Source organism: Mesorhizobium sp. M1D.F.Ca.ET.043.01.1.1 (genome assembly GCF_003952385.1).
Lineage (GTDB): Bacteria > Pseudomonadota > Alphaproteobacteria > Rhizobiales > Rhizobiaceae > Mesorhizobium.
Window position 1 is genome coordinate 879,533 of the sequence record NZ_CP034444.1, and the last position, 24,282, is coordinate 903,814.

At 64.0% G+C, this 24,282-nt stretch carries 28 protein-coding genes, 2 tRNA genes and 3 pseudogenes; 14 read left to right on the plus strand and 19 right to left on the minus strand.

What is annotated here, in order from left to right:
- Window positions 1-97: 97 nt before the first annotated feature.
- Complete coding sequence (locus EJ067_RS04555; protein ID WP_126084870.1) at window positions 98-646, minus strand: cytochrome b; 549 nt, start codon at window positions 644-646, stop codon at window positions 98-100.
- A 263-nt stretch (window positions 647-909) separates the two neighbouring features.
- Window positions 910-1,269 (minus strand): metalloregulator ArsR/SmtB family transcription factor, encoded by a 360-nt coding sequence (locus EJ067_RS04560; RefSeq protein ID WP_059186266.1) that lies wholly within the window; start codon window positions 1,267-1,269, stop codon window positions 910-912.
- Between the two features lie 446 nt (window positions 1,270-1,715).
- Between EJ067_RS04560 and EJ067_RS04565 the strand changes: the two genes are divergently transcribed.
- From EJ067_RS04565 to EJ067_RS04575, 3 genes are all read left to right on the plus strand, one after another.
- The gene (locus EJ067_RS04565) at window positions 1,716-1,913 is read left to right on the plus strand and encodes a hypothetical protein (RefSeq protein WP_126084871.1); all 198 of its coding nucleotides are present in this window, start codon (window positions 1,716-1,718) and stop codon (window positions 1,911-1,913) included.
- A gap of 115 nt (window positions 1,914-2,028) precedes the next feature.
- Window positions 2,029-2,274, plus strand: coding sequence for a DUF982 domain-containing protein (locus tag EJ067_RS04570; RefSeq protein WP_059186167.1), 246 nt, complete (start codon window positions 2,029-2,031; stop codon window positions 2,272-2,274).
- A 285-nt stretch (window positions 2,275-2,559) separates the two neighbouring features.
- Window positions 2,560-2,802: a DUF982 domain-containing protein gene (locus EJ067_RS04575; RefSeq protein ID WP_126084872.1), complete on the plus strand. Its 243-nt coding sequence runs from the start codon at window positions 2,560-2,562 to the stop codon at window positions 2,800-2,802.
- Window positions 2,803-3,178: 376 nt separating this feature from the next.
- Here EJ067_RS04575 and EJ067_RS04580 read toward each other — a convergent pair whose 3' ends face one another.
- The gene (locus EJ067_RS04580; protein ID WP_189510397.1) at window positions 3,179-4,066 is read right to left on the minus strand and encodes a glycosyltransferase; all 888 of its coding nucleotides are present in this window, start codon (window positions 4,064-4,066) and stop codon (window positions 3,179-3,181) included.
- A 175-nt stretch (window positions 4,067-4,241) separates the two neighbouring features.
- On the minus strand, window positions 4,242-4,823 hold the full coding sequence (locus EJ067_RS35755) for a CatB-related O-acetyltransferase (RefSeq protein ID WP_126084874.1): 582 nt from the start codon (window positions 4,821-4,823) through the stop codon (window positions 4,242-4,244).
- Between the two features lie 232 nt (window positions 4,824-5,055).
- Between EJ067_RS35755 and EJ067_RS04590 the strand changes: the two genes are divergently transcribed.
- Window positions 5,056-5,841, plus strand: coding sequence for a hypothetical protein (locus EJ067_RS04590; protein ID WP_126084875.1), 786 nt, complete (start codon window positions 5,056-5,058; stop codon window positions 5,839-5,841).
- An 82-nt stretch (window positions 5,842-5,923) separates the two neighbouring features.
- Here EJ067_RS04590 and EJ067_RS04595 read toward each other — a convergent pair.
- Both EJ067_RS04595 and EJ067_RS04600 read right to left on the minus strand, forming a co-directional pair.
- Window positions 5,924-6,000, minus strand: a tRNA-Arg gene (locus EJ067_RS04595).
- Window positions 6,001-6,056: 56 nt separating this feature from the next.
- Entirely contained in the window at window positions 6,057-6,362 is a 306-nt protein-coding gene (locus tag EJ067_RS04600; RefSeq protein ID WP_126084876.1) for an ETC complex I subunit, read from the minus strand.
- A gap of 245 nt (window positions 6,363-6,607) precedes the next feature.
- Between EJ067_RS04600 and EJ067_RS04605 the strand changes: the two genes are divergently transcribed.
- Complete coding sequence (locus EJ067_RS04605) at window positions 6,608-7,804, plus strand: NAD(P)/FAD-dependent oxidoreductase (RefSeq protein WP_245468170.1); 1,197 nt, start codon at window positions 6,608-6,610, stop codon at window positions 7,802-7,804.
- Window positions 7,805-7,878: 74 nt separating this feature from the next.
- Window positions 7,879-7,955 (plus strand) — tRNA-Pro (locus EJ067_RS04610).
- Between the two features lie 41 nt (window positions 7,956-7,996).
- Here EJ067_RS04610 and EJ067_RS04615 read toward each other — a convergent pair.
- Both EJ067_RS04615 and EJ067_RS35095 read right to left on the minus strand, forming a co-directional pair.
- Window positions 7,997-8,266 (minus strand): annotated as a pseudogene (locus EJ067_RS04615) (type II toxin-antitoxin system VapC family toxin); the annotation flags it as partial.
- A 106-nt stretch (window positions 8,267-8,372) separates the two neighbouring features.
- Window positions 8,373-8,632 (minus strand): annotated as a pseudogene (locus tag EJ067_RS35095) (hypothetical protein); the annotation flags it as partial.
- Between the two features lie 86 nt (window positions 8,633-8,718).
- On the opposite strand from EJ067_RS35095, the gene EJ067_RS04620 reads away from it, so the two are divergent.
- Window positions 8,719-8,985: a hypothetical protein gene (locus EJ067_RS04620; RefSeq protein WP_126084878.1), complete on the plus strand. Its 267-nt coding sequence runs from the start codon at window positions 8,719-8,721 to the stop codon at window positions 8,983-8,985.
- Window positions 8,986-9,120: 135 nt separating this feature from the next.
- Here EJ067_RS04620 and hdaA read toward each other — a convergent pair whose 3' ends face one another.
- From hdaA to EJ067_RS04635, 3 genes are read right to left on the minus strand one after another with little or no spacing between them, the layout of a single operon-like run.
- Window positions 9,121-9,825 carry a DnaA regulatory inactivator HdaA gene (hdaA, locus tag EJ067_RS04625; RefSeq protein ID WP_126089496.1) on the minus strand — a complete coding sequence of 235 codons (705 nt, stop codon included), beginning with the start codon at window positions 9,823-9,825 and terminating at the stop codon, window positions 9,121-9,123.
- A 1-nt stretch (window position 9,826) separates the two neighbouring features.
- The gene (locus EJ067_RS04630; RefSeq protein WP_126084879.1) at window positions 9,827-11,038 is read right to left on the minus strand and encodes an AI-2E family transporter; all 1,212 of its coding nucleotides are present in this window, start codon (window positions 11,036-11,038) and stop codon (window positions 9,827-9,829) included.
- On the minus strand, window positions 10,980-11,567 hold the full coding sequence (locus EJ067_RS04635) for a CDP-alcohol phosphatidyltransferase family protein (protein WP_126084880.1): 588 nt from the start codon (window positions 11,565-11,567) through the stop codon (window positions 10,980-10,982). The genes EJ067_RS04630 and EJ067_RS04635 overlap by 59 nt, the downstream gene beginning before the upstream one ends.
- 235 nt (window positions 11,568-11,802) lie before the next feature.
- Here EJ067_RS04635 and purM point away from each other — a divergent pair, with 235 nt between their 5' ends.
- From purM to EJ067_RS04660, 5 genes are all read left to right on the plus strand, one after another.
- Window positions 11,803-12,882: a phosphoribosylformylglycinamidine cyclo-ligase gene (purM, locus tag EJ067_RS04640; protein ID WP_126084881.1), complete on the plus strand. Its 1,080-nt coding sequence runs from the start codon at window positions 11,803-11,805 to the stop codon at window positions 12,880-12,882.
- Entirely contained in the window at window positions 12,879-13,586 is a 708-nt protein-coding gene (purN, locus tag EJ067_RS04645; RefSeq protein ID WP_126084882.1) for a phosphoribosylglycinamide formyltransferase, read from the plus strand. Before purM ends, purN begins: the two co-directional genes overlap by 4 nt.
- Before the next feature lie 36 nt (window positions 13,587-13,622).
- A complete protein-coding gene (locus EJ067_RS04650; RefSeq protein ID WP_126084883.1) occupies window positions 13,623-13,955 on the plus strand; it encodes a hypothetical protein in 333 nt (110 codons plus the stop codon).
- 9 nt (window positions 13,956-13,964) lie between these two features.
- A complete protein-coding gene (locus EJ067_RS04655) occupies window positions 13,965-14,474 on the plus strand; it encodes a histidine phosphatase family protein (protein WP_126084884.1) in 510 nt (169 codons plus the stop codon).
- A 154-nt stretch (window positions 14,475-14,628) separates the two neighbouring features.
- Complete coding sequence (locus EJ067_RS04660; RefSeq protein ID WP_245468096.1) at window positions 14,629-15,723, plus strand: ISAs1 family transposase; 1,095 nt, start codon at window positions 14,629-14,631, stop codon at window positions 15,721-15,723.
- Between the two features lie 218 nt (window positions 15,724-15,941).
- Here the strand turns inward: EJ067_RS04660 and EJ067_RS04665 are convergent.
- The 3 genes and pseudogenes from EJ067_RS04665 to EJ067_RS04675 form a co-directional block, all read right to left on the minus strand.
- Window positions 15,942-16,183 (minus strand): annotated as a pseudogene (locus EJ067_RS04665) (DUF680 domain-containing protein).
- A 53-nt stretch (window positions 16,184-16,236) separates the two neighbouring features.
- Window positions 16,237-16,482, minus strand: coding sequence for a DUF680 domain-containing protein (locus EJ067_RS04670; RefSeq protein ID WP_126084885.1), 246 nt, complete (start codon window positions 16,480-16,482; stop codon window positions 16,237-16,239).
- A 269-nt stretch (window positions 16,483-16,751) separates the two neighbouring features.
- On the minus strand, window positions 16,752-16,997 hold the full coding sequence (locus EJ067_RS04675) for a DUF680 domain-containing protein (RefSeq protein ID WP_126084886.1): 246 nt from the start codon (window positions 16,995-16,997) through the stop codon (window positions 16,752-16,754).
- A gap of 469 nt (window positions 16,998-17,466) precedes the next feature.
- Between EJ067_RS04675 and EJ067_RS04680 the strand changes: the two genes are divergently transcribed.
- Both EJ067_RS04680 and EJ067_RS04685 read left to right on the plus strand, forming a co-directional pair.
- Window positions 17,467-18,135 carry a response regulator gene (locus EJ067_RS04680; protein WP_126084887.1) on the plus strand — a complete coding sequence of 223 codons (669 nt, stop codon included), beginning with the start codon at window positions 17,467-17,469 and terminating at the stop codon, window positions 18,133-18,135.
- Between the two features lie 5 nt (window positions 18,136-18,140).
- The gene (locus EJ067_RS04685) at window positions 18,141-19,529 is read left to right on the plus strand and encodes a sensor histidine kinase (RefSeq protein ID WP_126084888.1); all 1,389 of its coding nucleotides are present in this window, start codon (window positions 18,141-18,143) and stop codon (window positions 19,527-19,529) included.
- On the opposite strand, the gene EJ067_RS04690 is transcribed toward EJ067_RS04685, so the two are convergent.
- From EJ067_RS04690 to speB, 5 genes are all read right to left on the minus strand, one after another.
- A complete protein-coding gene (locus EJ067_RS04690; protein WP_126084889.1) occupies window positions 19,510-20,385 on the minus strand; it encodes an ABC transporter permease in 876 nt (291 codons plus the stop codon). The genes EJ067_RS04685 and EJ067_RS04690 overlap by 20 nt on opposite strands.
- 13 nt (window positions 20,386-20,398) lie before the next feature.
- Complete coding sequence (locus EJ067_RS04695; RefSeq protein WP_126084890.1) at window positions 20,399-21,253, minus strand: ABC transporter ATP-binding protein; 855 nt, start codon at window positions 21,251-21,253, stop codon at window positions 20,399-20,401.
- Between the two features lie 164 nt (window positions 21,254-21,417).
- Window positions 21,418-22,431, minus strand: coding sequence for an ABC transporter substrate-binding protein (locus EJ067_RS04700; RefSeq protein WP_126084891.1), 1,014 nt, complete (start codon window positions 22,429-22,431; stop codon window positions 21,418-21,420).
- Between the two features lie 175 nt (window positions 22,432-22,606).
- Entirely contained in the window at window positions 22,607-23,383 is a 777-nt protein-coding gene (gene dapB / locus EJ067_RS04705; protein ID WP_126084892.1) for a 4-hydroxy-tetrahydrodipicolinate reductase, read from the minus strand.
- Between the two features lie 62 nt (window positions 23,384-23,445).
- Complete coding sequence (gene speB / locus EJ067_RS04710; protein ID WP_126084893.1) at window positions 23,446-24,255, minus strand: agmatinase; 810 nt, start codon at window positions 24,253-24,255, stop codon at window positions 23,446-23,448.
- Between the last annotated feature and the right edge of the window lie 27 nt (window positions 24,256-24,282).

The window sequence follows — 24,282 nt, forward strand, 5'->3', positions numbered from 1 at the left end:
TGCGGCGCCCTTCAATCAAAAGTGATGGAACGCCGGCGAGACACGGGCAAGGACGCAATGGGCCTCCCGCCACCCGACGAGCCGGTCAGGCGGATGCTCAGAGAGGCTGCCGATTTCCCGGCAGCATTCTGGTCAGGATCGTGTCCCGGCGAACGAAGTGATGATAGAGCGCGGCCAGGGCATGTATGCCAGCCACGATCAGTATGCCGTTCGCGCACAGCGAATGCAGTTCGCGGATGGTCCGCGCGGTCGCTCTGTCCGGGGCAAACGGGGCCGGCACGGTGAACAGGCCGAAGAAGCTCAACGCGTCGCCCCTGAACCAGGTCAAAAGGATGCCGAGCACGGGAATCGCCACGAGCAGCGCGTAGAGAACGAAATGCCCGATCCGGGCGGCGGCGCGCTCCGGGGCAGGCATATCCGCCGGGAGGCGCGGCGCTCCCCTCATGCCGCGCAGGACCACCCGCCAAAAGACGAACGCGGCGAGCAGGAGCCCGAACGAAATATGCAGCCGCCAGACGGCCTCGACGGTCGGATCCCCGCGGCGCAGCAGGTCTTCGCCATAGGTCAGGGCGTAGAGCAATACGACCAGCACAAAGAGCGCCCAATGCAGGAATTTTTGGGTGGACGTGTAGGCGTCACGGGACATTCGGCAAGGCTCCTTGAACCGCGTCGCGCAGGAACGGATCCTGGCGAGGCGCTTTAAGCCGCTGTCTCAAGCGCATTCCCGGCGAACTTGTGGCCGCTAAATTACGAATTTGTAATGGGAATTACGGATCGGAATATTCCGGCTAAACAATAGGCAAAACAAACAATAGGCAAAAGAAAATACCGGCACCGCGCGGCGCGTTGCCATCCCGTTGCATTCGCGCAGGCGAAGGCCGCTCCGGCCCTCGCCTGCGCCGCAGCCGATCACGCGGCCTGGGGCCGCCGCATCCTTTCGACAAGAGCCTGCCGGGCCGGGCCGGCGAGCGGCCTGTCCATGGTCAGCAGGCCGTCGAGCAGAGCGAGGAGCTCACGCGCTGCGGACGACTTGCAGGAGTAGTAGACCATCTGGCGGTCGCGGCGGGTGTCGACCAGGCCAAACCTGCGCAGTTTGGCCAAATGCTGGGAGAGTGCGGACTGGCTGAGTTCGACCTTGTCGGCAAGCGTGCCGACCGACAGTTCGCCCTCGGCCAGGTAGTTCATGATGAGCAGACGCTTCTCGTTGCCCATCACCGCAAGAAAGGCTGCCGCGCTTTCTGCGTTGGCGGTAAGTTTCTTCGTCACCATCGGTTTCCCCATGTTCATGCTCTTCCGAGGCCATGGGGGCAATGGCTTCAGAATTCCAGAGCATTTGGTTGGCCTGCACCGACACGGAGTCGGAACCTGCCCTGCTTCTTTGTTCGACCAAACCCCTTCGTAACCCGGTTGCCACCACGTCGGGATATTGGCCTCGGACAGCATGCGCCGCGTTGCTGCGTGACGCAAGTTGGCGCAGACTCGGAATAATTCCGCGCTGCTAATGAGTATCAGCGCTTCGTTGTTTCGGCAAGGATATAGCGAAGCTGGCCCAGTATTCGGCATGCCTGAAGTCCAGACAACGAGGCGAAAGCCCCACTGGCCCGGACGTCACGAAAGACATTGTCGCCATCTCCTTGAAGACTCACCCTCGTTTGCGAACCCGTGTTAACATTAGCCGGGGAAGAAAGGGGGACATGAGCTGAAGGAAAACGCCCATGTCCAACATTTCACGAAACGCGTTCACGCCCGCCGAGACTGCCCTGTTCGGGCGCGTCTTCGAGAGCGGGCGCGTCGATGGAGAAACCGAAGAGCAGAAGGAGGCGCGCGCCTCGCGCATCATCGCTAACTACATGGCCGGCATCACCGACGAAGCCGAACTCATCGAACTTTCCCGCAAGCCGCTCGGACGATGAAACTGGGCCATGCCCGTTGTCGGTGCGCTGCTCACATCCTGTTGAAATATCGGGATGAAACCTGCCGGGCAGTTGCGCGTTTATCATCCGCTCACAACGCATCAGGGGTTTCGCGATGATCCAGGGATGGTTTTCCAGACCGGTCGAAGTCGCCGTCGGCGTGGCAGGCTCGATCCGACATATTTCCAATGCACAACAGGCCGTGGAATTGCTGACAGGCCAATGGCGCGATGCCGGCAGCGCGCAGCATGGCGCGGCGCTGCGTGCCTGCCGCCGGGCAATGAGCGGCGACGTTCCGGCCGACAACGCCAGGGAAGCCTTCATCAGCGCCGCGCGCGAAGCGCATGTGCTGGTCGAATAGGTCCACGGCGGCAACTGACGACCTGCCTATCTGTAGAAGAGCCACAAAGCACCGCCACCGCGGGCGACAGCGCAGCCAGGTGACTTTGGTCACACGTCTTTTGCGCCGACAAAAATCCGGCCCGTGAGCCGACCCGGACGACCGATCGCCGATCTCAAGAATTCTTCGGAACATTATCGGGAGTGATTGGTTAATGCGCGGGTCCGCCAATCATCCCGGACCCGCATCCCAACCGGCGCCCGCCGGCGCCGCTGTCAAAAGACCATCATACGAACGGAGGATGTGATGAACGACGTCTGGTTTTCAGAGCCGGTCGTGATCGATTTCGAACCAAGCGGACAACACAAGGTCTCAAGCTGCTTCGAGGCGGTCGAATGCCTTGACCAGCGCTGGCCAAGACGGGCGCGCGACGGCGCCTGGCGGTCGGCAAGCCGTGTCTGCCGCGATGCGCTCGACGGTTTGAGAAGTCCCGTCGAAGCCCGCAAAACCCTGCGCAAGGCGGCGAAGGCCGCCGGCCTGCTGGCCTAGTCGGCGACCCGCAAGCCGAGAGATTTCGGAACATTGCAACCGCCGACCTGTTTCTTCCCTGTAGTCTCGTGACTACGGGGTTCCAGACCCAAGCCGAGCCCGTTCCGGCCTTCCCATCGCCGGGGCGGGCTTGATTTTTGCGCCGGGCAATCTGGACGGAAACTGCAGCGCGGCCGGCGTATACTGGAGAGGGTTCAGAGCGCCTCCCCCGGGGTACATGAAAACGCCGGCCGCTGGGCTTCGGGCGCCTGTTGTTCAGGCCCTTTCATTTCGGCGAGCGGGGCCTCCGGATTCAACGCCGGGGTCAGGTTGTGGTGAACGAGAGGTTACTATCCACAGGTGGGCCCGAGCGACCCCGGACCGTTCGCCGCCTCGATCAGTCGAACCCGCCAAGCACTTCCGGAAACTGAACCGCGATCTCCCCCGCCTCCGCCTGCCTGGCGTAGATCCGGTGCATTTTCGCCCCGTCATAGCGCGCGCGGCGGCGCTGAACATCCCTACCGAACACGCCTGCGACAGCGTCGAAACGCCGGAGGAAGCGCTTGATCACGCCGCGTTCGAACGGCACGCGCTGCTCGAAGGGTTTGCACCAGGGCGTGCCCTTTGCCAGATCGCGCCACACCTTAAGGGCTTCAGGTTCGACGCCAACCTGGTTGCCCCATGGCTTGCCGCCCGCGAAATGCCGGGCATAGGCCTGGGAGAACCGAAATTCGCTGGTGGCGTTCGACATCAGATTCCAGTTCGGGTGCATCGTCTGCCATTTGCCCTCGAAGACGATGTTGAGCGCGTTCTGGTCGTTCATTTTTCCATTGATGGCAGTCTGGCGCGTCCTCTCCAGGAGGCCCTCCGCGCGCACCGCATCCATGTCGAAGACCAGCACGCCGGAATTGAAGTATGGCGCGCCCTGCTTCATCCCGAGGCTTTTGCGATAAGACGGCCGGAAGTACATGTAATCGTCGTGGGCCGCGAGCAGAGGCGCGTCGAGCCCTTGGCAAGCCAGGTCATTGATGTCGCGGTTGAACAGGACATCACAATCGGTGTAGGCGACCCGGCCATAGCTGTCGAATTGCGGTAGCAAGTCCGCGAACAGGCGGACATAGGCAGCGATGCTGTAGGTGCCAAAGCGGAAGCCAACGCGATCCATGAAGTCAGACACGTCGAGCAGCGCTACTCTGTTCCCGAGCAGCCGCCTCGCGACCTGCATATCGCTCTCACGAACCTTCACGTGGAGAATGAAGCCATCAATTGGCGCGGAAACATCCAATATCCGGCGCGCCGTTAGGCATGCATAGGGAAAATAATTGCTATCCGTAGCCAAGAAGTAGCACGGCCGCTGCAAGCCTGCCTCCATGATATCGAGCTTCGCCTGACCGGCCGATCTAAAATCAATTGCGGTTTACGCAGTTTGAGCCACCCAACTGCTTATCCCAGCCGCCGTACTACGCCGAAGCGGTGCCTGCCACAAAATGGCTCTCTATGAAAGTCTCAATGGGGCCGGTGAGCGTGTCGGCTTCCCGTTTGATTTTATCGTCGTCCCATTCCCACCACCGGATTGCCAGCAGCTTCGAAATCACATCGTCAGGGAAGCGATATCTAATCAGTCGGGCCGGCGAGCCGCCAACGATCGCATAAGGCGTCACATCCTTGGTGACCACAGCCCCTGCGCCGACGACTGCGCCATCGCCGATCACGACCCCCGGCAATATTATAGCGCCGTGGCCAATCCAGACGTCGTTGCCGATTGTGACACCGCTCGGTCTGCCGCCATTTCCGACGGGATCGGATTGCTTCAGCATCCGGCTGTGGATCGGAAATGTCGTGGCGCGATCGGTCAAATGCTGACCGGAGCACATGAAAAGCACTTCACCGGCGATCGAGCAGAAAGCCCCAACCGTTAGCGGGGCCTCCTTTGAGGCGAAAAAAACCTTCCGCCGTGACATCCCATAGGTGTGGCGTCCTACCGTCACGTGTTCCGGCAGTTTCGAGCGAGCGTTCCTCAACCAGCCGGATAATACGGACATTCTGAAGGCCTACCCCAGCACAACAACGACATAGCCGCAGACGGGCCAAATCCACAAGCCTGAGGTTTCACAAGCCGGGCGAGTGATCTTCAGGTTGGGACCGGATCGCCGAAGATATCGGTTGCAGCCTTTTTCGTCTCTTGGCGCTGTGTTTTGCGGTGGATTGCGCCTGGGAGTGTTGATAGTGGAGCGGACGGCCCGCTCCGCCTAATAGAATGAACGACTTGACCGAATGAATGACGTCTTTGGTTACATCGCCTATGGCGACAACGAGCTCTATCACCTTGGCGCGCTACTCAGCGCGCTTAAGCTTTTGCACCATTGCCCCGGCGCCAAGATAATCGTCGCAACTGACAGACCGGCGTTCTTTCGCGGATACCCGCTTGAGACGATACTTGTGAGCGCCGAGAAGAAGAACGAGCTATCCTTCGATTGGCGCTATCATTTCGGCATCAAGGCGGGGGGCCTTATCAAGCTTTTGAAGCGCGCTGACCGATTGCTTTTCATGGACACGGATATGTACCCGGTCGGGAACCCATCCCGAGCCTTCGAGGCCATTACGCCCTGCCATTCAATCATGCGTCTTTGCGAGGGGCCGCATGCGTGGTGCCCGCGGCTGGAGGGCAAAGGTGTTCGGGTGGGCGACTATGTCGTGACCGGCCATGAGCCGATGTGGAATAGCGGCATCCTCGGCGTGCACCGTGACAACCTTCCTGCCCTGCTCGACGCCTATCCTCCGATGCTCGCCGTTCATGAGATCGCGATGATAGATGCTGCTGAGCAGTTCTGCATTGGCATCGCCCTATCCCAAGATGGTCGAACCATCAGCCCGCATCGCCTTAAAATTAGGAACTACAACACGCGGGGTAAAAGGCTGTTCGCCGGACCGCGCGTTCATCAATTCTTCAATGTCTACGGCGACGCGCCAATTGCTCAGCAAATTAAAGAAGCCGCTCGATATCGTCTTTGGCGAACGCCCATAGACTTATGGCGCCAGCGACACATGTGGTCGCGCTGACTCCGCAGCCACGGCGCGGCAGAGATCTCATCAACTGATGAAAGTCGAACTCAGCCTGCCTCTTCGGGCGCGGCGGACGAATTGGCGATCCCGGCAGGATTCGAACCTGCGACCATCGGCTTAGAAGGCCGGTGCTCTATCCAGCTGAGCTACGGGACCGCTGGCCGGCCGAGGCCGGCTGATGCACTCACGCCGAGGGACGCTCGACCGGGAGGTCAGTGCGTCCAGGGCGTCCTGCGGTCATAACGGAAATTGTCCGAATAGGAAATCTGCCGGCGCTTGGTCTCTTTGGGTTCCTCGACGCGGAAGGCGATGCCCTGCTTCTCGGCATAGGCGACCGCCTCTTCCTTCGTGTCGAAGGTGAGCCGCACCTGGCTCAGCATGTCACCTGATGTGGTGTAGCCCATCAGCGGGTCGATCTTCTTGCGCTGGGCGGGATCGAACTCCAGCACCCAGTGGCCGGTCTTGGCCTTGCCGGACTGCATCGCGGTTTTGGCTGGGCTGAAAATGCGCGCGGACATGACCACCTCTTTGCCGCCCGAAGACCGGGCACCCTTTTCGCGGCGCGCGTCCGAAAAGCCGAATTCGAGCCCGAGGCCGCGCGCCAACTCGTCAATACTGTGCAACGGCGGCGCCCGCAAGCGGCTGCGGCCCGGCAGACGGCCCCCTATCCGCGACACAATGCCGGGCCCTTCGCAACCGCGGCCCATTCCCATTGCCTTGTCGGCGGCATATGTCGGATACATGACCGTGGCACCTGAGAGCCATGACGACGATAAAGACAAGAATGGGCATGGAAGCGGAAATCTCGCCGGATTGGACCGGCGAACCGGCGATCCTCGAAGGAGCGATCGTGATCGGTGCCGGCGCCGCGGGATTGGCGACCGCCTACGCCTTGATCGAGGCCGGGGTCGCCACCGAGGTCCTCGAGCGCGAGGGACGCCTGGCCGAGCCCTGGCATCACCGCCATGAGAACCTGCATCTCAACACGCATCGTGACCTTTCGACACTGCCCGGGGTTTCCTTTCCGAAAGGCACCCCTGCCTTTCCTCACCGCAGCGCGGTGATCCGCCATCTCAACGACTTCGCCCGGACGCACCGGCTGCCGATCGCCTTCGGCATCGTCGTCGAGGAAATCGAATTCCGCGGCGACCACTGGCTGGTGAAGACCAACGCGGGACGGCGGGCGGCCCGCCATGTTGTGATCGCCACCGGCCGCGACCGGCAGCCTTTCATCCCGGCCTGGAAGGGCATGAAGGATTTTTCGGGCAAGATCGTGCATTCGGCGCATTTCGGCCTGGCGGGCGACTATGCCGGAAAGAAGGTGCTGGTGGTCGGCGCCGGCAATTCCGGCTTCGACGCGCTCAACCACCTTTCCGGCGTCGAGACCGGACAGATGTGGCTCTCGGCGCGCAACGGGCCGTCGCTCCTGCCCAAGCGCATCGGCAAGATCGCCGTGCATCGCTTCTCGCCCGTCATGGCGCGCCTGCCGGCCCGGCTGGCGGACGCGGTTATGGCGGCAACGCAGCGGCTGGTCTTCGGCGACCTCAGGAAATACGGCCTGCCCCCTGCCCAGTCGGGCGGCGCCAGCCGCCTCGGCTCGGACTATACGGCGATCGCCGCCGACGACGGCGCGGTCGAGGCGATCAAGGCCGGCCGCATCATCGTCGTGCCGCAGGTCAAGGCGTTCGGACACGACAGCGTCGTCCTCGAGAACGGCCAGACGATCGCGCCCGACATCGTCATTGCCGCGACAGGCTACCGTACCGGCCTGGACGCGATGGTGGGCAAACTCGGCGTGCTCGATGCCAAGGGCGTGCCGCTTTTCAACGGTGCCGCGAGCGACCCGAAGCTGCCGGGCCTCTGGTTCACCGGCATGCGGCCGAGCATTCGCGGCTGCTTCGCCAACGCCCGCATCCAGGGCGCGGCAGTCGCCGGCAGGATTGCCAGGCAAAAGCGCTGAGGCGCGTTCCGCGTGCGAAAGCTTCCGTTTTTGGGTTGCCTTCCGGGCCACGGAACCCTATACGCCGCGAGCGTCGGAGTGTAGCGCAGCCTGGTAGCGCACCTGATTTGGGATCAGGGGGTCGCGTGTTCGAATCACGCCACTCCGACCATTTTCTGTCTTGTTTCCAATCGATGAGCAGGGGCTGCGATCCTATAGCGCGCTTTCGATGTCGGTCTTCGAAAAATCCTCGCCGACATAGAGCAGCCGGCAGCCGCGATCCTTAGCCACTTCATAGGCGAAGCAGTCGCCGAAATTGAGCGCCGCTGCGTGGATGCCTTTGCCCCACCGCGCGCAGGCCTCGGCGATGCGGCGCGCGGCACCCTCGGTCACCGGCGCGATCTCGAAGCCAAGCCCATCGATCAAGGCTGACACTTCCTCGACCACCCCTCGCCTTGCCGCGACGATCAGCAGTTCAGCCAGTTGGAAGCGGCCGTAAACCCGCCGGGCGAGTCCCCAACAACCTCAAGCCCGGCGAGCCTACAACCCGATCTGAAACGCGATCGGGACCGGGATCAACCGGCGTCTCTCACGGTGCAAGATGGATGCCAGCGGGAACCGTCCCGGAATGGGACCATGCGCCATCCCATGGATTGATGACTGGCACACCCGCCGCATGGAACAGCCCGGCATCTCGCGAAGCGACCTGGAAACCTTCGCGGCGGCGATCGCCGCGGTGTAGCCATCCGGAACCGGGAAGCCCTTGCCGGCGGTTCTGGCCTTTACGGCGAGACTGGCACAGCGACGAGCCGCTTCGATATCGAACGCCAGAACTTTTCGGAAGTACACCAGTTTCTGTCCGAGCACCGCTCGAATAATCGCTCGCTTCCAACTAAGCCGCCGGTCTAGACTTTGGACAAAAGGGGGATTTTCCGATGCCTGGTGTTGAGGCGTTGCTGTCGCTGATCGGCCCGGCTTACCTGGCCTATTACGGCTTCACGGTTCCGGTCATGGTCGTCTGGGCAATTCTTTGCGCTGCCCTGTGGATCTGGAACAACCGGCCGGGCAAGAGGCAGAATGGCGGCGCCGGCCGGTCGCGATCGGCGAGCCTCATATTCTTTGTCTTCGTCGCCACCTGCTACGTGGCGGCGCATACGGGGGTCTATCTACTGGTCCAGCATTTGTCAGGGCTATGGGCGTAGAAGGACCTCTCGGTCGAGCGCCTTCCTCGTTATCCTAAGGCGCATCGATCTTTCAGATTCGCTCCGTGCGCTTTAGGTTTTGATTTTACGCATGTCTTTGTCCCGAAACCCGCTCCCACTTTCGGGAGCCATGCCTTAAATATCGAACTCGCCCTGCCCTTCGTCCATGGCGCTGACGGTCTCGGCAGCAAGTGCGCGGGTGATCGGCGTCTTGCGTTCGAGCGCGGCGCGGTCGAGGCGCTCGACGACGCGCATGGCGGTCGCCAGCGAGCGTTCGATGCGCCGCACCAGATATTGCACGACATGCGGCTCGACCTCGACCTGGCGGTCGGCGAAGAGCTTTGTGATGACGCCGGCAAGCAGCAGGTCATCCGGCTCGTGGATCTCGATCGTCGCCGCCGCCTTCAGCCGCGAGACGAGGTCCGGCAGCGTAACGCGCCAGGCGGAGGGAAAGCGCCGCGCCGTCAGAAGCAGCGTGGAGCCGGCGCCGCGCACCGTGTTGATCAGGTGGAACAGGCCTTGCTCGTCGATCGGGCTCTTGTCGACGTCGTCGATGAATGCAGGCATCGCGCCAAGCCCGCCGATGTTCTCGCCGATCCTGTCGGGAGCGATGGCGACCGCATGCGCCCGTGTTTGCCAGATCTGGGCGAGATGCGTCTTGCCGGAACCCGGAGGCCCGGCCAGCACCACCACCGGCGAGGGCCAGTCCGGCCAGCGGTCGACCAGTGCCGCCGCCTGGGCATTGGTGCCGGAGACGACGAGCTCGTCGCGCGAATAACCGGTGCCGTGGCCGAGGTCGAGCGGCAGCTGGCGCGGCGGTTCGGTGCGCTCACCAGCCATCTCAGCCACGCGGTTGGCTGCGGTGGCCGCCGCCGCGATCGGCCGGCAGCGGCGGCGTGGTCTCGGTGGCGTGGCCCCTGTAAAGCGGCGATTCGAGATAGCGGGAAATCGCAAAGCGCACCAAAACCGCGATGGCCGCCGAAGCCGGCACCGCGATCAGCAGCCCGACAAAGCCGAACAGCGCGCCGAAGGCAAACAGCGCAAACATCAGCCAGACCGGGTGCAGGCCGACGCTTTTGCCGACCAGCCTTGGCTGCAGGATGTTGCCCTCGATGAACTGGCCGACGAAGAACACGCAAGCCACAAGCACGACCATCGTCCAGTCCGGCCAGAACTGGACGAAGGCGACGCCGACGGCGAGCACCAGCCCGGTCAGCGAGCCGACATAGGGGATGAAGGAGATCAGCCCGGCGAAGAAGCCGATGAGAATGGCGAAGTTCAAGCCCGTCAGCGTCAGGCCGGTGGCATACATGGCGCCGAGCACAAGGCAGAGCGTGCCCTGCCCGCGCACGAAGCCGGCGGTGGCGGTGTTGATGTCGCGGGCTAAAGCTCTCACCGTCTCGACATAGTCGCGCGGCACCCAGCTGTCGACCACGGCCACCATGCGGTCCCAGTCGAGCAGCATGTAGAAAGCGACGACCGGGGTGACGACGAACAGGCTGACGACCGAGACCAACGCCACGCCCGAACTCCAGATCGAGGTGAAGACGGTGGTCAACAGGCTGAAACCGGAGGTGAGCAGCGAGTTCAGCCCGTCGCGCAATCCGGCGGCGTTGACGCCAAAACGCTGCTCCAGCCACTTCGGATCGAAGCTGGTGATGAGTGACTGCAGGCGGGTGAGATATTCCGGCAGCTTGCGCGCGAAATCGGCCATCTGGGTCGCCAGCACCGGCACCAGGATGACGAAGGCGAGCACCACGACGACGATGAAGGCGATGAGGATCACCACCGTCGCCATGAGCCGGGAAAGGCCGAGCCGCTGCAGCCGATCGGCCACCGGATCGAGGAAATAGGCGAGCACCATGCCGGCGACGAAGGGCAGCAGGATGCCGGAGAAGATGTAGAGGAACAGCGCAAGGATCACGGCAAAGATCAGCCAGAACGCGATCTGCCGGCGGAGCGCGGTCGAGGCCGCGGCCGTCCAGGCTTCGCTGTCAGGTGCCCGTGTTGGAATTGCCCGACTTGGTGCCGCTCGTCTGGGAGCCTTCGCCATTGCCGCTCATATGCCTTAGCCAGGCCACGAGATAGGCCGCGGCCGAAGCCACGGTCAAGACCCCGGATAGCAATATAAGCGCCGGCCGCAGCGGATCGAGATAGACGGAAAAGGCAAGCTCGCCCAGCACCAGCGCCGCAAGCGCGATCTGCACGGCGGTGTTCACCTTCGACACGAAGAGCGGCTTCACCTCGACCGGATGCGCCATCACGCTCGACAAAAGCACGGCGCAGACGATCAGTCCGTCGCGCGAGACCATGGTCACGACCAGCCACAGCGGCAGCTCGCCGGCAAAGCCCATGACGACGAAAACCGAGACCAGGAGAAGCTTGTCGGCTATCGGATCGAGATAGGCGCCGAGCTGCGAGAACAACCGATAGCGGCGGGCGATGAAGCCGTCGATGCCATCGGAGATGCCGGCGACGAGGAAGCCGGCAAACGCCCAGTCCCATCGCGACTGCAGCATGGCCAGTACCACGGCTGGCACCAGCAGCAGGCGCATGATCGTGATCATGTTGGGTATGGTCACGCGATGTCCCGTCGTGGCTTTTATTGGGAAATAGATGAGCGAGATGGGGGGTGGATGCAAGGGAGGGAGCTTGCTTCCTTCTTCTGCGCTGGCCATTCGCGAATGCGGCGGTGACGGCCAATCGCCTCGCCGGCCAGCACTTTCCCCGGAACAAACTCCCTCACCTGCGCGTCAACCTTGCCCCCCGAAACCATTCATGCGAAGAGCCCGCAATGGAAACAGGGACGAGCCGAAGATGAGCAAGGGCGACAAGGCCAAGCGCAAGAACGGGCTCACCTATGCCGAGGCGGGCGTCGACATCGATGCCGGCAATCTGATGGTCGAGAAGATCAAGCCGCTGGTGCGCGCGACGCGCCGACCGGGCGCCGATGGCGAGATCGGCGGCTTCGGCGGCCTGTTCGATCTGAAGGCCGCCGGCTTCACCGATCCGGTGCTGGTCGCGGCCAATGACGGCGTCGGCACCAAGCTCAAGATCGCCATCGATGCCGGCAAGCACGACACGATCGGCATCGACCTTGTCGCCATGTGCGTCAACGACATCGTCGTGCAGGGCGCCGAGCCTTTGTTCTTCCTCGACTATTTCGCCACCGGCAAGCTCGACCCCGAGCAGGGCGCGGCGATCGTCGGCGGCATCGCGCAGGGCTGCCGGCAGGCCGGCTGCGCGCTGATCGGCGGCGAGACGGCCGAGATGCCAGGCATGTATCACGACAAGGATTACGACCTTGCGGGCTTTGCCGTCGGCGCGGCCGAGCGCGGCCAGTTGCTTCCCACCGACGACATTGTCGAGGGCGACGTGCTGCTTGGGCTCGCCTCCTCCGGGCTGCACTCCAACGGCTTCTCGCTGGTGCGCCGCATCGTCGCCGCGAGCGGCCTTGGCTGGAGCGATCCGGCGCCGTTCAACGACGAGATCAGCCTCGCCGAGGCGCTGCTCGAGCCGACGCGCATCTATGTGAAGTCGATCCTCAAGGCCATCCGCAACACGCATGGCATCAAGGCGCTCGCACACATCACCGGCGGCGGTTTTCCGGAAAACATTCCGCGCGTGCTGCCCAAGGATTTTTCCGCCGAGCTCGACCTCGAGGCGATCGACGTGCCGCCGGTGTTCTCGTGGCTCGCCAAGACCGGCGGCGTCGCGCCGGAAGAGATGATGCGCACCTTCAACTGCGGCATTGGCATGATCCTGGCCGTTGCTTCGGGCCAGGCGGCGCAGGTGGCGGCGGTGCTGCAGGAGGCGGGCGAGACGGTGACGCCGATCGGGCGCATCGTGCCGCGCCGCGACGCGGGCGTCATCTATCGGGGCTCGATCGGCCTATGAGCAGGAAGCGCACGGTCGTCCTGATATCGGGGCGCGGCTCCAACATGACGGCGCTGATCGCGGCGGCCGCGGATCCAACCTATCCGGCCGATATCGTCGGCGTCATCTCCGACCGTGCGAACGCCGCCGGCCTCGGCATCGCGCAGTCGCGCGGCATCGCCACCAAGGTCATCCAGCGCGCCGACCATCCGAGCAAGGACGCGTACGACGCAGCGCTCGACGCAGCGCTCACCGGCTTCGGCGCCGAGATCGTGGCCTTGGCCGGCTATATGCGCATCCTTGGCCGCGGACTGGTCGAGAAATGGCAAGGGCGGATGGTCAACATCCACCCTGCCCTGCTGCCGGCCTTCAAGGGGCTCGACACGCATGCGCGCGCCATCCGCGCCGGCGTGCGCATCCATGGCTGCTCGGTGCATTTCGTCACGCCCGAGATGGACGACGGCCCCATCATCGCCCAGGCGGCCGTGCCGGTGATGGTCGGCGACAATGAGGACACTCTAGCCGCGCGGGTGCTGAAAGTGGAGCACCGCCTCTACCCGCTGGCGCTGGGTCTGGTCGCCGAAGGCAAGGCCCGCATGGAAAAGGGCCACACCGTGCTCGCCCACTTCGCCGACGACGCCGACAACGCCACCTCGATGGTGATGGCGCCGGATCCGCTGCGCGAAGAGCGTGACCTCGAACAGCTGGCGCGGATCACGCCTTAGAGGCAGAGACGACGCACCAATCGGGACCTGGTAGCCGTGGATATCTTCGACAGCGCGGTCTGCACCAAAGGCGACATTGCAGGTGTCTTCGAGCACGAAGAGGCCGACGGGCCGCAAAATGCCACGGCGTGCTTCTGCCTGCACCAGACGGAATGCAACCAGGCTGGCACGGTTCTCGGTGCAATCCATGTTAGACCCGGCCAATGGGCGATCACCGAAGCAGATGTTGCCGTGAGGTGGGATAGCGACGAACAGCGCGTGGGCCTGTTTGTCTTCGGTGCACTGGTAGCGGCCTTTGATGCCACCACGGGCGCGAAATATGGTGCCGAATATGGCAAGGATTTCAACGCCGAGATTACCTGGTCCTGAACAATGCCGATGAGACAACTGCTTATCCTGCGCCACGCCAAGTCGAGTTGGGACGATCCCAAGCTTGCCGATTTCGACCGGCCGCTCGGACCGCGCGGGCTGAAGACGGCGCCGCTGATGGGGCGCGAGCTTTCGCGGCGCGGCTGGCAGCCGGATCTGGCGCTGGTCTCGCCGGCGCTGCGCACGCGCGACACCTGGCGGTTGGTCTCCCGGGAACTGCCGAAGCATGTGCCGGCGGAGTTCGCCGAGGAGCTCTACGAAGCGGCGCCCGCCGCCATCCTGGCGCGCGTGCGTCAGGCCAAGGCGGCCAGCCTGCTGGTGATTGGCCACAATCCCGGCCTGCAGAATTTCGCGCTGCGGCTCGCCGGCGCCGGATCGGATGAAGGGGTGTTCAAGAAGATCGAAGCGAAGTTCCCGACGGCGGCGCTGGCGCGGTTCACTGTGAAGGACGGTTGGGCGAACCTCGAATTCGGCGATGCTCGGCTGACGCATTTCGTCAGACCGAAGGATTTGGAGTAGCGCGCGTTTTATACGCGACCGGACCTGTCGTCACCACCCAGGTAGGCCGGCGGGACAGCACCCCCCCTCTGTCCTGCCGGACATCTCCCCCGCAAGGGGCAGGGGAATCGCATATGGCTTTTTGGGACTTGAAGTTGGCCTGAGAAGGGATTCTTTGGGCAGGCAGTCGAACGAGGGAGAGACTGCCATTTCCAGCCTTGAGAGCTATTTCGGCGCGCTACCCGATCCGCGCGCCGGCAATGCCACGCATCGGCTTGGCGATTTGATCGTGATGATGATCGCGGCGAGCCTGTGCGGGGCGAGCAATGCGACGGAGTTCTCGTTGTTCGCGCAAGAGCGCAAGCAGGCGCTGTCGCGGTTGATCGCGTATGAGGTGGCGCCCAGCCACGATACCTTCTCGCGGCTGCTGCGGCTGCTCGATCCGGAGGCGTTCAGCCGTGCCTTTGCCGCCTTTGCCGCGGGCTTCGCGCGGGCGTGTGAGGAAGTGGTCTCGCTCGACGGCAAGGCGCTGCGGCGAGCCTACGAGAAAGGCCTTGCAGCCAGTCCTCCCCTGACGGTGTCGGCTTTTGCCGCCGAGACGCGGCTATGTTTGGCGGCGGTCTCGCCCGGCGAGGAAGAGAATGAGGTCGAGGCCGCCCTCAAAGTCATCGAACTTATTGATCTTACTGGACGATTGGTCACAGCCGATGCGCTCCACTGTCACACGCGCATGGCAAAGGCCATCACCGAACGGGGCGGCGACTACCTGCTCGCGCTCAAAGGCAATCGTCGCCATTGGGTCGGCCACGCCAATCGCCATCTGGCCGAGACCGCCCCCGCAGTCGCGGAGCGGACCGAAACCAGCCATGGCCGCAGCGAATGGCGCCAAGCCGAGGTCGTGGTATCGGCTGAACCGCTGATGGCCGGCCACAAAGCCTTCATCCGCATCACCAGCCGGCGCGACCAGGCCAAGCCGCTGACGCGCCTGTTCATGGCCTCCACCTTGCTGTCACCCCAGCAAGCCCTCGAGCTCACCAGAGCCCATTGGCAGATCGAGAACGGCCTGCACTGGATGCTGGATGTTCATCTGGACGAGGATCAATCCCGTGCCCGCAAGGACAACGCCCCCGCCAACACCGCCCTCCTCAACCGCATCGCCAGAAATCTCCTTCAGGCCGCAGATGTCGATAAAGTCCCCATCAGTCACCGCATCAAGAAATGCGCTTGGAATGACGGCTATCTCATCCAGGCCATCACCCATATGCGATAGCCCTGCCCTTGTGGGGGGGAGATTGGCAGCTTCGTCGGTGGCGCTCTTCCTGCAACGTCGGCGGCCGGCGAAGGCGGGCGCGATATCCTATCCCCCCCTTGCGGGGGGAGATGGCCGGCAGGCCAGAGGGGGGTGCGAAGGAACGCCAGCCTAGCCAAAGAACGACTTTAGGGCGGCGGGGCGAGCCTGCCGCCCTAAGTGCTTCACAAGACAAAATATCAATTGCCCCAGATGCCCTGGCCCGGATCCGGCCAGGCTTGCGACGGCGCCGATCCAGTCGTCGTCGAGGTGTCGACATCGGCCGGCTTGGCGGCCTTGTGCTTGCGCACCGAGGCGGTGGGGCCGCGGTCGACGCCGGCGGTCGGCTGGTTGGCGCTGTCGTCGCCATAGTGGTCGCTACTGGCGAAGGCAGAACCATGGCGAGAAGCATGGCGGCGGCGGTGAGAGCGATCCTGGTCATTGCAAAAGTTCCTGTCGTTGGACGGTGAAGGTTTTGGCGAGGTCGAGGCGGCGTCAGCGGCCCCAGAGGCTTTCGTCGTTGTGCCGGGCAATGATGTCGGCGGCCGTCTCGCTGGAGCTTGTCGCCACCGAAGCCTCGTGATGCGCCATGTCCCGTACGCGGATCGAGGCGGTCGGAGCTTGGTCGACGCCGGCGGTCGTCTGGTTGGCGCCGTCGGCGCCGTAGTGATCGCTGCCGGCAGAGGCGCTGCCCATGGCAGCGACAAGCATGGCGGCCGCGACGAATGCGATCCTGGTCATCTCAATGTTCCTTGTCCTGTCGTTTCATCGGCGGCGCCTTGGGAGGATGGCCCCGCTGCCGACAAGACCCGGAACGGCCCGGTTTTATTCCCGTGCGAAATCTCTTCCTCGCTGAGCACGTCGAAGCCGCTGTCGTGGCCTCGCCTGGAAGTTCGTTTCGCAACAACAGATTCAGGCCGACCGGCAGCCGGCTCTACAAGAGCAGAGCGGCGGGACAACCCCGCCGCTCTGAGGTCTGTGGTTCTTATCGGTTTCGGGATCGGGTCGGCTTAGCGGCCCCAGATGCCCTGGCCGGATTCCGGTTGGTTCTGATCCGGGGTGATCTTGAGATCGCGCTGCTCGAACTTGCGGATCGAGCCGGTGATGCTGCGATCGATATTGTCGCCGGATCGCGGAGCGACCGACTGGGTGACAGCCGGCTGGTTGACATTGTCGGAACCATAGTGGTCGCTGCCGGCAAAAGCGCTGCCGGTGGCAACGAGAACGGCGGCGGCGGTAAGAGCAATCTTGTTCATTTCAGGTACTCCAGATTTCAAAAGTCGTGTCCGTTAGTGGCGTGCCTTATTGGAAATTCGCGTCGCTCGGATCACCCCGAGATGGGTCCACCCTGTTGCCATTTCCAATCACGAAAAAGTGCAAATCGAACCGATCGGTTCGACATTGAAATCCGAAGAAGAGCGCCCCATCGCAACTGGATGTTCTTTTATTTGCAATAACTTACATGTCGTCACATCCGGCGCCGCGCCCTCAATTGGAGCGCCGGTGTTCACCCATGACGCACGATCCGTCAACATAATTTGAACCGAACCGTTCGGTTTGATCAGAGGCAAGATCGGCTGAGCGATCGAAAGCCGGCGCCGCCAGGTTCCGGCCGGCGTTTGCCTTGTGAACGGATCGATACTATCGGTTGACGTCGAGGATCGAATTCGGATGCCGCGCGCTCGTCAGGGCCGGCGCGGTCCGCGGAGTGAACAACGACAGACGATGCGGCTCCTGCTTGTCGAGGACAATCGCGAACTGGCAGATTGGCTGAGCAAGACGCTGCGCCAGGCGAGTTATGTCGTCGATGTCGTCCATGACGGCGAGGACGTCGAGCATGCGCTGGCGGCCGGGGACCATGCGCTGATCATCCTCGACCTCGCTTTGCCCCGCATGGGCGGGATGGAGGTGCTGAAACGGCTGAGGGCGCGCGGCAACCCGGTGCCGGTGATCGTGCTCACCGCCAACGCCAGTCTCGACGGCCGGGTCAAGGGCCTCAACGAAGGCGCCGACGACTATCTGGCAAAGCCCTTCCAGATCGAGGAGCTGGAAGCGCGCATCCGCGTGCAGCTGCGCCGCGCCAACGACCGGACCGCGCCCGTCATTTCCTGCGGCGACCTCGTCTTCGACACCAACACCAGGCTGTTCTCGCTCGGCGACGAGACGCTGTCCCTGACGCCACGCGAACATGCGGTGCTGGAGCAGCTGGTGGTCAAGGCCGGGCGCACGGTGAGCAAGGCAGCCCTTTCGGCGGCAATCTACGATTTCGACACCGACGCCGACCCCAGCGCCATCGAGATCTATGTGCATCGCCTGCGCAAGAAGCTGGAAGGCTCGCGCGTCCAAATCGCCACCTTGCGCGGCCTCGGCTATCTGCTGCGCCATGAAGAATAGGCGCCATGCGGATTAGCAGCCTCCGCCTGCAATTGCTGGCCTGGGTGGTGCTGCCGCTGGCTGCGCTGGTGACCGTCAACCTGTGGACCAGCCAGCGCAACGCCGTGTCGACCTCCGACCTCGTCACCGACCGCATGCTGGTCGGTTCGGCGCGCGCGATCGCCGAGCAGGTGGCGATGGCCGACGGCGTTCTCGACGCCACCGTTCCGCCAGCCGCGATCGAGATGTTCGACACCGGCGACCGCGACAGTGTCTACTATCGGGTCGAGACCGCGAACGGCCGGCTGCTGACCGGTTATCCCGACCTGCCCGGGGCGCCGCAAGGCGGCAGCATCGAGGCTTCCTATCGCGATCACCGGCTGCGTCTCGCAACGCTCAGCCATGCGGTGATCGGCGCCGGCGCGGATTCGCCGATCAGGGTCACCGTGGGCGTCACGCTTGCCGGGCATGACGCGATGGTGAAGCGCCTCTGGTTCAGCGCCTTCGCCCAGCAACTGGCGCTGGTGGCGATTGCCGGCGTGTTCGTGCTGCTTGGCCTGCGCCGTGGGCTGGCGCCGCTGATCCGCCTGCGCGATGCGGTGCGCTCGCCGGACCGCAGCGACCTCGACCCGGTCGAGGTTCCCGGCGCGCAAAGCGAGATCCGGCCGCTGATCGACGCGCTCAACGCCTATATGGAGCGCGTGCGGGCGCAGATGGCGGCGCAGCGCCGTTTCATCGCCAATGCCGCACACCAGCTGCGCACGCCACTGGCGCTCATGTCGACGCAGGCAAGCTATGCGCTGCGCGAAAGCGCCGCCGACCAGCGCCAGGAGGCGCTTGTCGCCTTGCAGGCAAGCTCCGGCAGGCTGGCGCGTCTGGCCGAACAGCTTTTGACCTTGTCACGCGCCGAGCCCGGCAGCCGGCGACCGCGCGCCGACCGCATCAACCTCACCGAAGCCGCCCGCCAGGTGCTGGAAGGCCAAGCGCCGAAGGCGATCGAGCGCAACATCGACCTTGGGCTCGATGAGACTGGGCCGGTGCTCGTCATCGGCGACGGCACCATGCTGCGTGAAATGATCGTCAATCTTGTCGACAATGCACTGCGCTACACGCCGGCTACCGGCAACGTGACCGTCAAGCTGGCCGCGATCAATCGCGAGGGCGTGCTGACGGTCACCGATACCGGCCCCGGCATTCCGGCTGAGGAGCGGGAGCATGTCTTCGAGCGCTTCTATCGCATTGCCGGCGCAACCGAGGAAGGCAGCGGGCTCGGCCTGGCAATCGTGCGCGAGGTGGTCGAGAATGCCGCCGGCAGCGTCACGCTTGGAGACGCCGCCGGCGGCGGACTCAAGGTCGAGGTGCGGCTGCCGCTCGCCGCCGCCGATGACAGTCCCGTCAGGTCCCCTGCTCGTTGAACGGCGCCGGGCGCCACTTGACGACGTAGTTCTCGAAGCGGGTGATGAGGAATTCCACCACAAGCGCCATCACAGCCAGGATGATCATGGCCGCGAAAACGCCATTGGCGTTGAAGGCGCCTTGCGCGGTCGAGATCAAGAGGCCCATGCCTTGCTTGGCGCCGAGGAACTCGCCGACCACGGCGCCGACCAGCGCGAAGCCGAAGCTGACGTGAAGGCTCGCCAGGATCCAGCTCATCGCCGACGGGATGATGACCGTGGTGGTGATCTGATAGGGCGAGGCGCCGAGGATCTGGGCGTTGGCGATCATCGCCCGGTCGGCCTCGCGCACGCCCTGGAAGGCATTGGCGAAGACAACGAAGAACACCATGACCACGGCGAGCGCCACCTTGGAGGCCATGCCGAGGCCGAGCGCGATGATGAAGACCGAGCCAAGCACCACGCGCGGCACCGAGTTGGCGATCTTGATGTAGATCGAAAAGACATCCGCCAGGAGACGATTGCGACCGAGGATGATGCCGGCAGCGATGCCGCCCAGCGCGCCGATGACGAAGCCGAGGAAGGTTTCTTCCAGCGTCACATAGATCTGCAGCCAGAGCGGACCCTGCGAGGTGCCTTCGGTGACCCAGGACCAGATCTGCTCCCAGATGCCGGAGGGGCTGGAGAAGAAGAACGGATCGATGATGTTATAGTCCGCGCCGAGTTCCCAGAGCGCGAGGAAGACGATCAGGATGGCGAGCCGCAGGCCGATGACCAGGGCATGGCGGCGGCGCAGCCGCGCCCTCGCCCGGGCCTCGGCGGCGACGATCGAGGTCGCGCGGGCGGCAGCCTGATCGGTGGAAGAAATGGCGGTCATGCTGCTTCTCCTCTCAATGGCCGGTCTGCAGGCCTCGGCTCTGGCCGAGCTGCACTTCCTCGCGCAGGTCGTTCCAGATCACCTTGGCGATCTCGATGAATTTCTGGTCGTAGCGGATGTCGGCCATGACGCGCGGGCGCGGCAGGTCGATGCGGTAGACGCTCTTCACCGTGCCCGGGCCGGCGGTGAGCACGTAGACCTTGTCGGCCAACGCCACCGCTTCCTCGAGGTCGTGGGTGACGAAGACCACTGAGGATTTCAGCTCCGACCAGAGACCAAGCAGCTCGTCCTGCATGGCGGTGCGGGTCTGCATATCGAGCGCGCTGAACGGCTCGTCCATCAGCAGGATCTTCGGCTGGTTGATGAAGGTCTGGGCAAGGGCCACGCGCTTGCGCATGCCGCCCGACAGCTGATGCGGATAGTGTTTCTCGAAGCGGGCAAGGCCGACGCGGGCGATCCAGTCGCGCGCCCGCTCATAGGCTTCAGCCTTCGGCGTGCCGCGATAGAGCGGGCCGGCGGCCACATTGTCGATGACGCTGCGCCACGGAAACAGCGCGTCGGCCTGGAAGACGAAGCCGATGTCGCGGCTGATCTGGGTGACGGGATTGCCCATGACGCGGACATTGCCGGTGGTCGGCCTGAGCAGGCCGGTGACCAGGTTGAGCGTCGTCGACTTGCCGCAGCCGGTCGGCCCGACGACGCAGGCGAACTCGCCGCGCGCCACCGTCATGGTGAAATCGCGGATCGCCGTCATCATGTGGCCGTCGGGCGTGACGAAGCGCAGCGTCACGTCGTCGATGGCGATTGCGGCATCGGCCGGCGGCGCGGCCGGAGACAGCCTTTCGGCCGCCATGGTTTGCAACTGCATGGCACACTCCTTTGGCGATGGTGCGGGGATGCCCGGGGCTTACGCCCATGGGCCTGCGGTGCCTCGGCATCCGGAAGGCGCCGCTGCCGAATTGATTCAGGCAAGCGGCGCAAGTTGTTGATCTTCAACGACCGAGCCGGGCAAGCCCGGCTCGCCAATCGATGCTACTTGGCGGCGTCGACGAATGCCGTGGTGTAGGTCTTCGACAGGTCGATCTGCTTGCCCTGCAGGCTCTTGGAGAAGGTCGACAGCACCTTCAGCACAGTCTCCGGGCCATCGGCGGGCATGCGGCCGTCGGGCGTGAACATCGCCTTGCCGCCGGCCAGACCCTGGACATAGAGGTCCTTGTTGCCGGCGTAGTAGTCCTTCGGCATCTGGTCGGCGATCTCTTCGGCCGAGTGGCTGGCGATGTACTTCATCGTCTTGACGAAGGCATTGGCGAGCTTCTGCGCCTCGTCCTTGTGGCTCTCGATCCAGGCGGACTGGACATAGAAGGACGCCGCCGGATAGTTGCCGCCGAGCGCTTCCTTGGTCTTCTCGGGCGTGCGCATGTCGACCAGCACCTTGGCCTCGCCGGTCTGGAGCAGCTTGGCGATGGTCGGCTCGGTGGTCATGCCGGCCTGGATCTGGTCCTGCTTGACGGCGGCGATGAAGGTGTTGCCGGCGCCCACGGGCAAAAGCGTGTAATCGCCGGGCTTCAGGCCGTTGCGCACGGCAAGATACTGCGTCAGGAAATCGGTCGAGGAGCCGAGGCCGGTGACGCCGAGCGTCGCTCCCTTGAAGTCGGCCGGCGACTTGATCTCCGGATGCTTGGCGGAAACCAGCTCGACCTCGCCGGGCGCCTGGCTGAACTGGACGATCGACTGGATGTATTTGCCCTTCGACTGCAGGTCGACGGTGTGATCGTAGAAGCCGACGACGCCCTGCACGGCGCCCGCCAGCAATTCGTTTTCGGCCTCGACGCCGGCGCGGGAATTGACCAGCTCGACATCGAGCCCCTCATCCTTGAAGTAACCGAGCTGCTGGGTGAGCACGGCCGGCAGATAGATCTGCTTTTCCATGCCGCCGACGATGATGGTGATCTTGTCGGCGGCCGATGCCGCCGTCGCGCTGGCGGCGACAACGGCAAGCGTGAGCGCTGCCGAACGCAAGACGCACTTCGAGATGAAACCGGTCACGTAACTTCCTCCACCTGGGCGGTGCGCCATGCAAGGCCGCGCCGCATTCCTCCTGCCGACCCTCCCAGGCCGGTCGCGTGGCGAACGCCACGAAACTGTCATGGCATGCCCAAGCTTTCAGCTGGCTTTCAGCCGTTTTGACGGCCGAATAAACGAATTCCGGAGCTATTGTTGGTCACGAAGCGGCGAAGCCAAGCACATCGCGCATGCCGTATTCGCCAGGCGGCCGTCCGGCGATCCAGAGTGCGGCCGCAATGGCGCCGCGCGCGAACATCGAGCGGTCGCCGGCGGTATGAGAGAGCGTGAGCCTCTCGCCCTCAGCGAAGAAGCTGACGCTGTGGTCGCCGACGATGCTGCCGCCGCGCAGCACCGCAAAGCCGATCTCGCCGGCAGGGCGCGGACCGGTGACGCCGTCGCGGGCGCGCTTCGCCACCTTGCTCAGTTCGATGCCGCGCCCGCGCGCCGCCGCCTCGCCCAGCATCAAGGCGGTGCCGGACGGTGCATCGACCTTGAAGCGATGGTGCGCTTCGAGGATTTCGACGTCGCAGTCGTCAGGCCCAAGCGCTCTTGCCGCCTGCTCGACCAGGCCGGTGAGCATGTTGAGCCCGAGCGAATAGCTGCCGGAGCGCACGATGGCGATTTTCGTCGCGGCAGCGGCAATCGGCTCCAGCTCAGCGGCATCGAAGCCGGTCGAGCCGATCACCAGCGCCGGGCCGCCGCGCTCCGCGCAGGCTTTTGCCAGCTCAGCGGAAGCCGCTGGCGTGGTGAAATCGATGACCACATCGGCAAGCGCCAGCGCCTCGTCGCGCTCGACCAGCCCCTCGCCCGTGCTGCCCGGCCTGTGGAAGCGGGCGACGAGCTCCAGCCGCGGATCGGCCTGAACGGCTTCCGCCATCTGCCGGCCCATGCGGCCGAGCGCGCCGGCGACGGCTATCCTGAGCGGCTGCGGCACGGCTTTCCCCGTCGAGATGAGAGTCGGAACAACGCTTTAGCACGCCGCCTTGGCAAATTGATTCAGCCGGCCGTCGCGCCGTTCGTCTTCAGCATCATGCCGGCGATCTCCTTGACCAGCTTGGCGGCGACGAGCGCGGTGACGTTGGAAAGGTCCTGGCGCGGATTATATTCGACGACGTCGGCGGCGACGATTGGCTGGTCTATTCCCTGGATCAGGCCGACCACCTGGCGGGTGGTGAAGCCTCCCGGCTCACGGTGGGAGATGCCGGGGGCGAAGGCTGGATCGAGCGCGTCGATGTCCATCGAGATATAGACGGGCGTCTTGAGGTCGAGTTGCAAACCTTCCTTGAAATGCCGCATCTCCACCACCTCGACGCCGAAGCGCCTGAACTGGTCGCGGTGGTGATCGTTGACGGTGCGCAAGCCGATCTGGATCAGCCTGTCGGCCAGCTTCTCTTCCATGATGCGGGCGAAGGGCGAGGTGTGCGAGCGCGCATTGTCGTCATAGGAATGATAGATGTCCGGATGCGCGTCGATATGGACGATCGTCAGGCTCGGATGGCGGCGGCGCACGGCGCGCAGCACCGGCCAGGAGATCGCATGGTCGCCGCCGAGCGAGATCAGCGGATGGCCGGCATCGAGCGCGCGGCCGGCCTCGTTCTCGATCCGCTCCCACGGGTCGCCGCGCTGCGTGAAATCGATGTCCCCGTGGTCGACAAAACGGTCAGTCAGATCGAAACCGGTTTCCGACCATGACGTGTAGGCATCGCTGGCAAGCTCGCGCCGGATCAGCGGCGGCGCCTCGGCCGGCCCGCGCAAGTAAGACGAGTTCTCGTCATGCGGAATGCCCAGAAGCGATACCTTGGCCACGACTTCCTCCCTCGTTACGGAGACCGG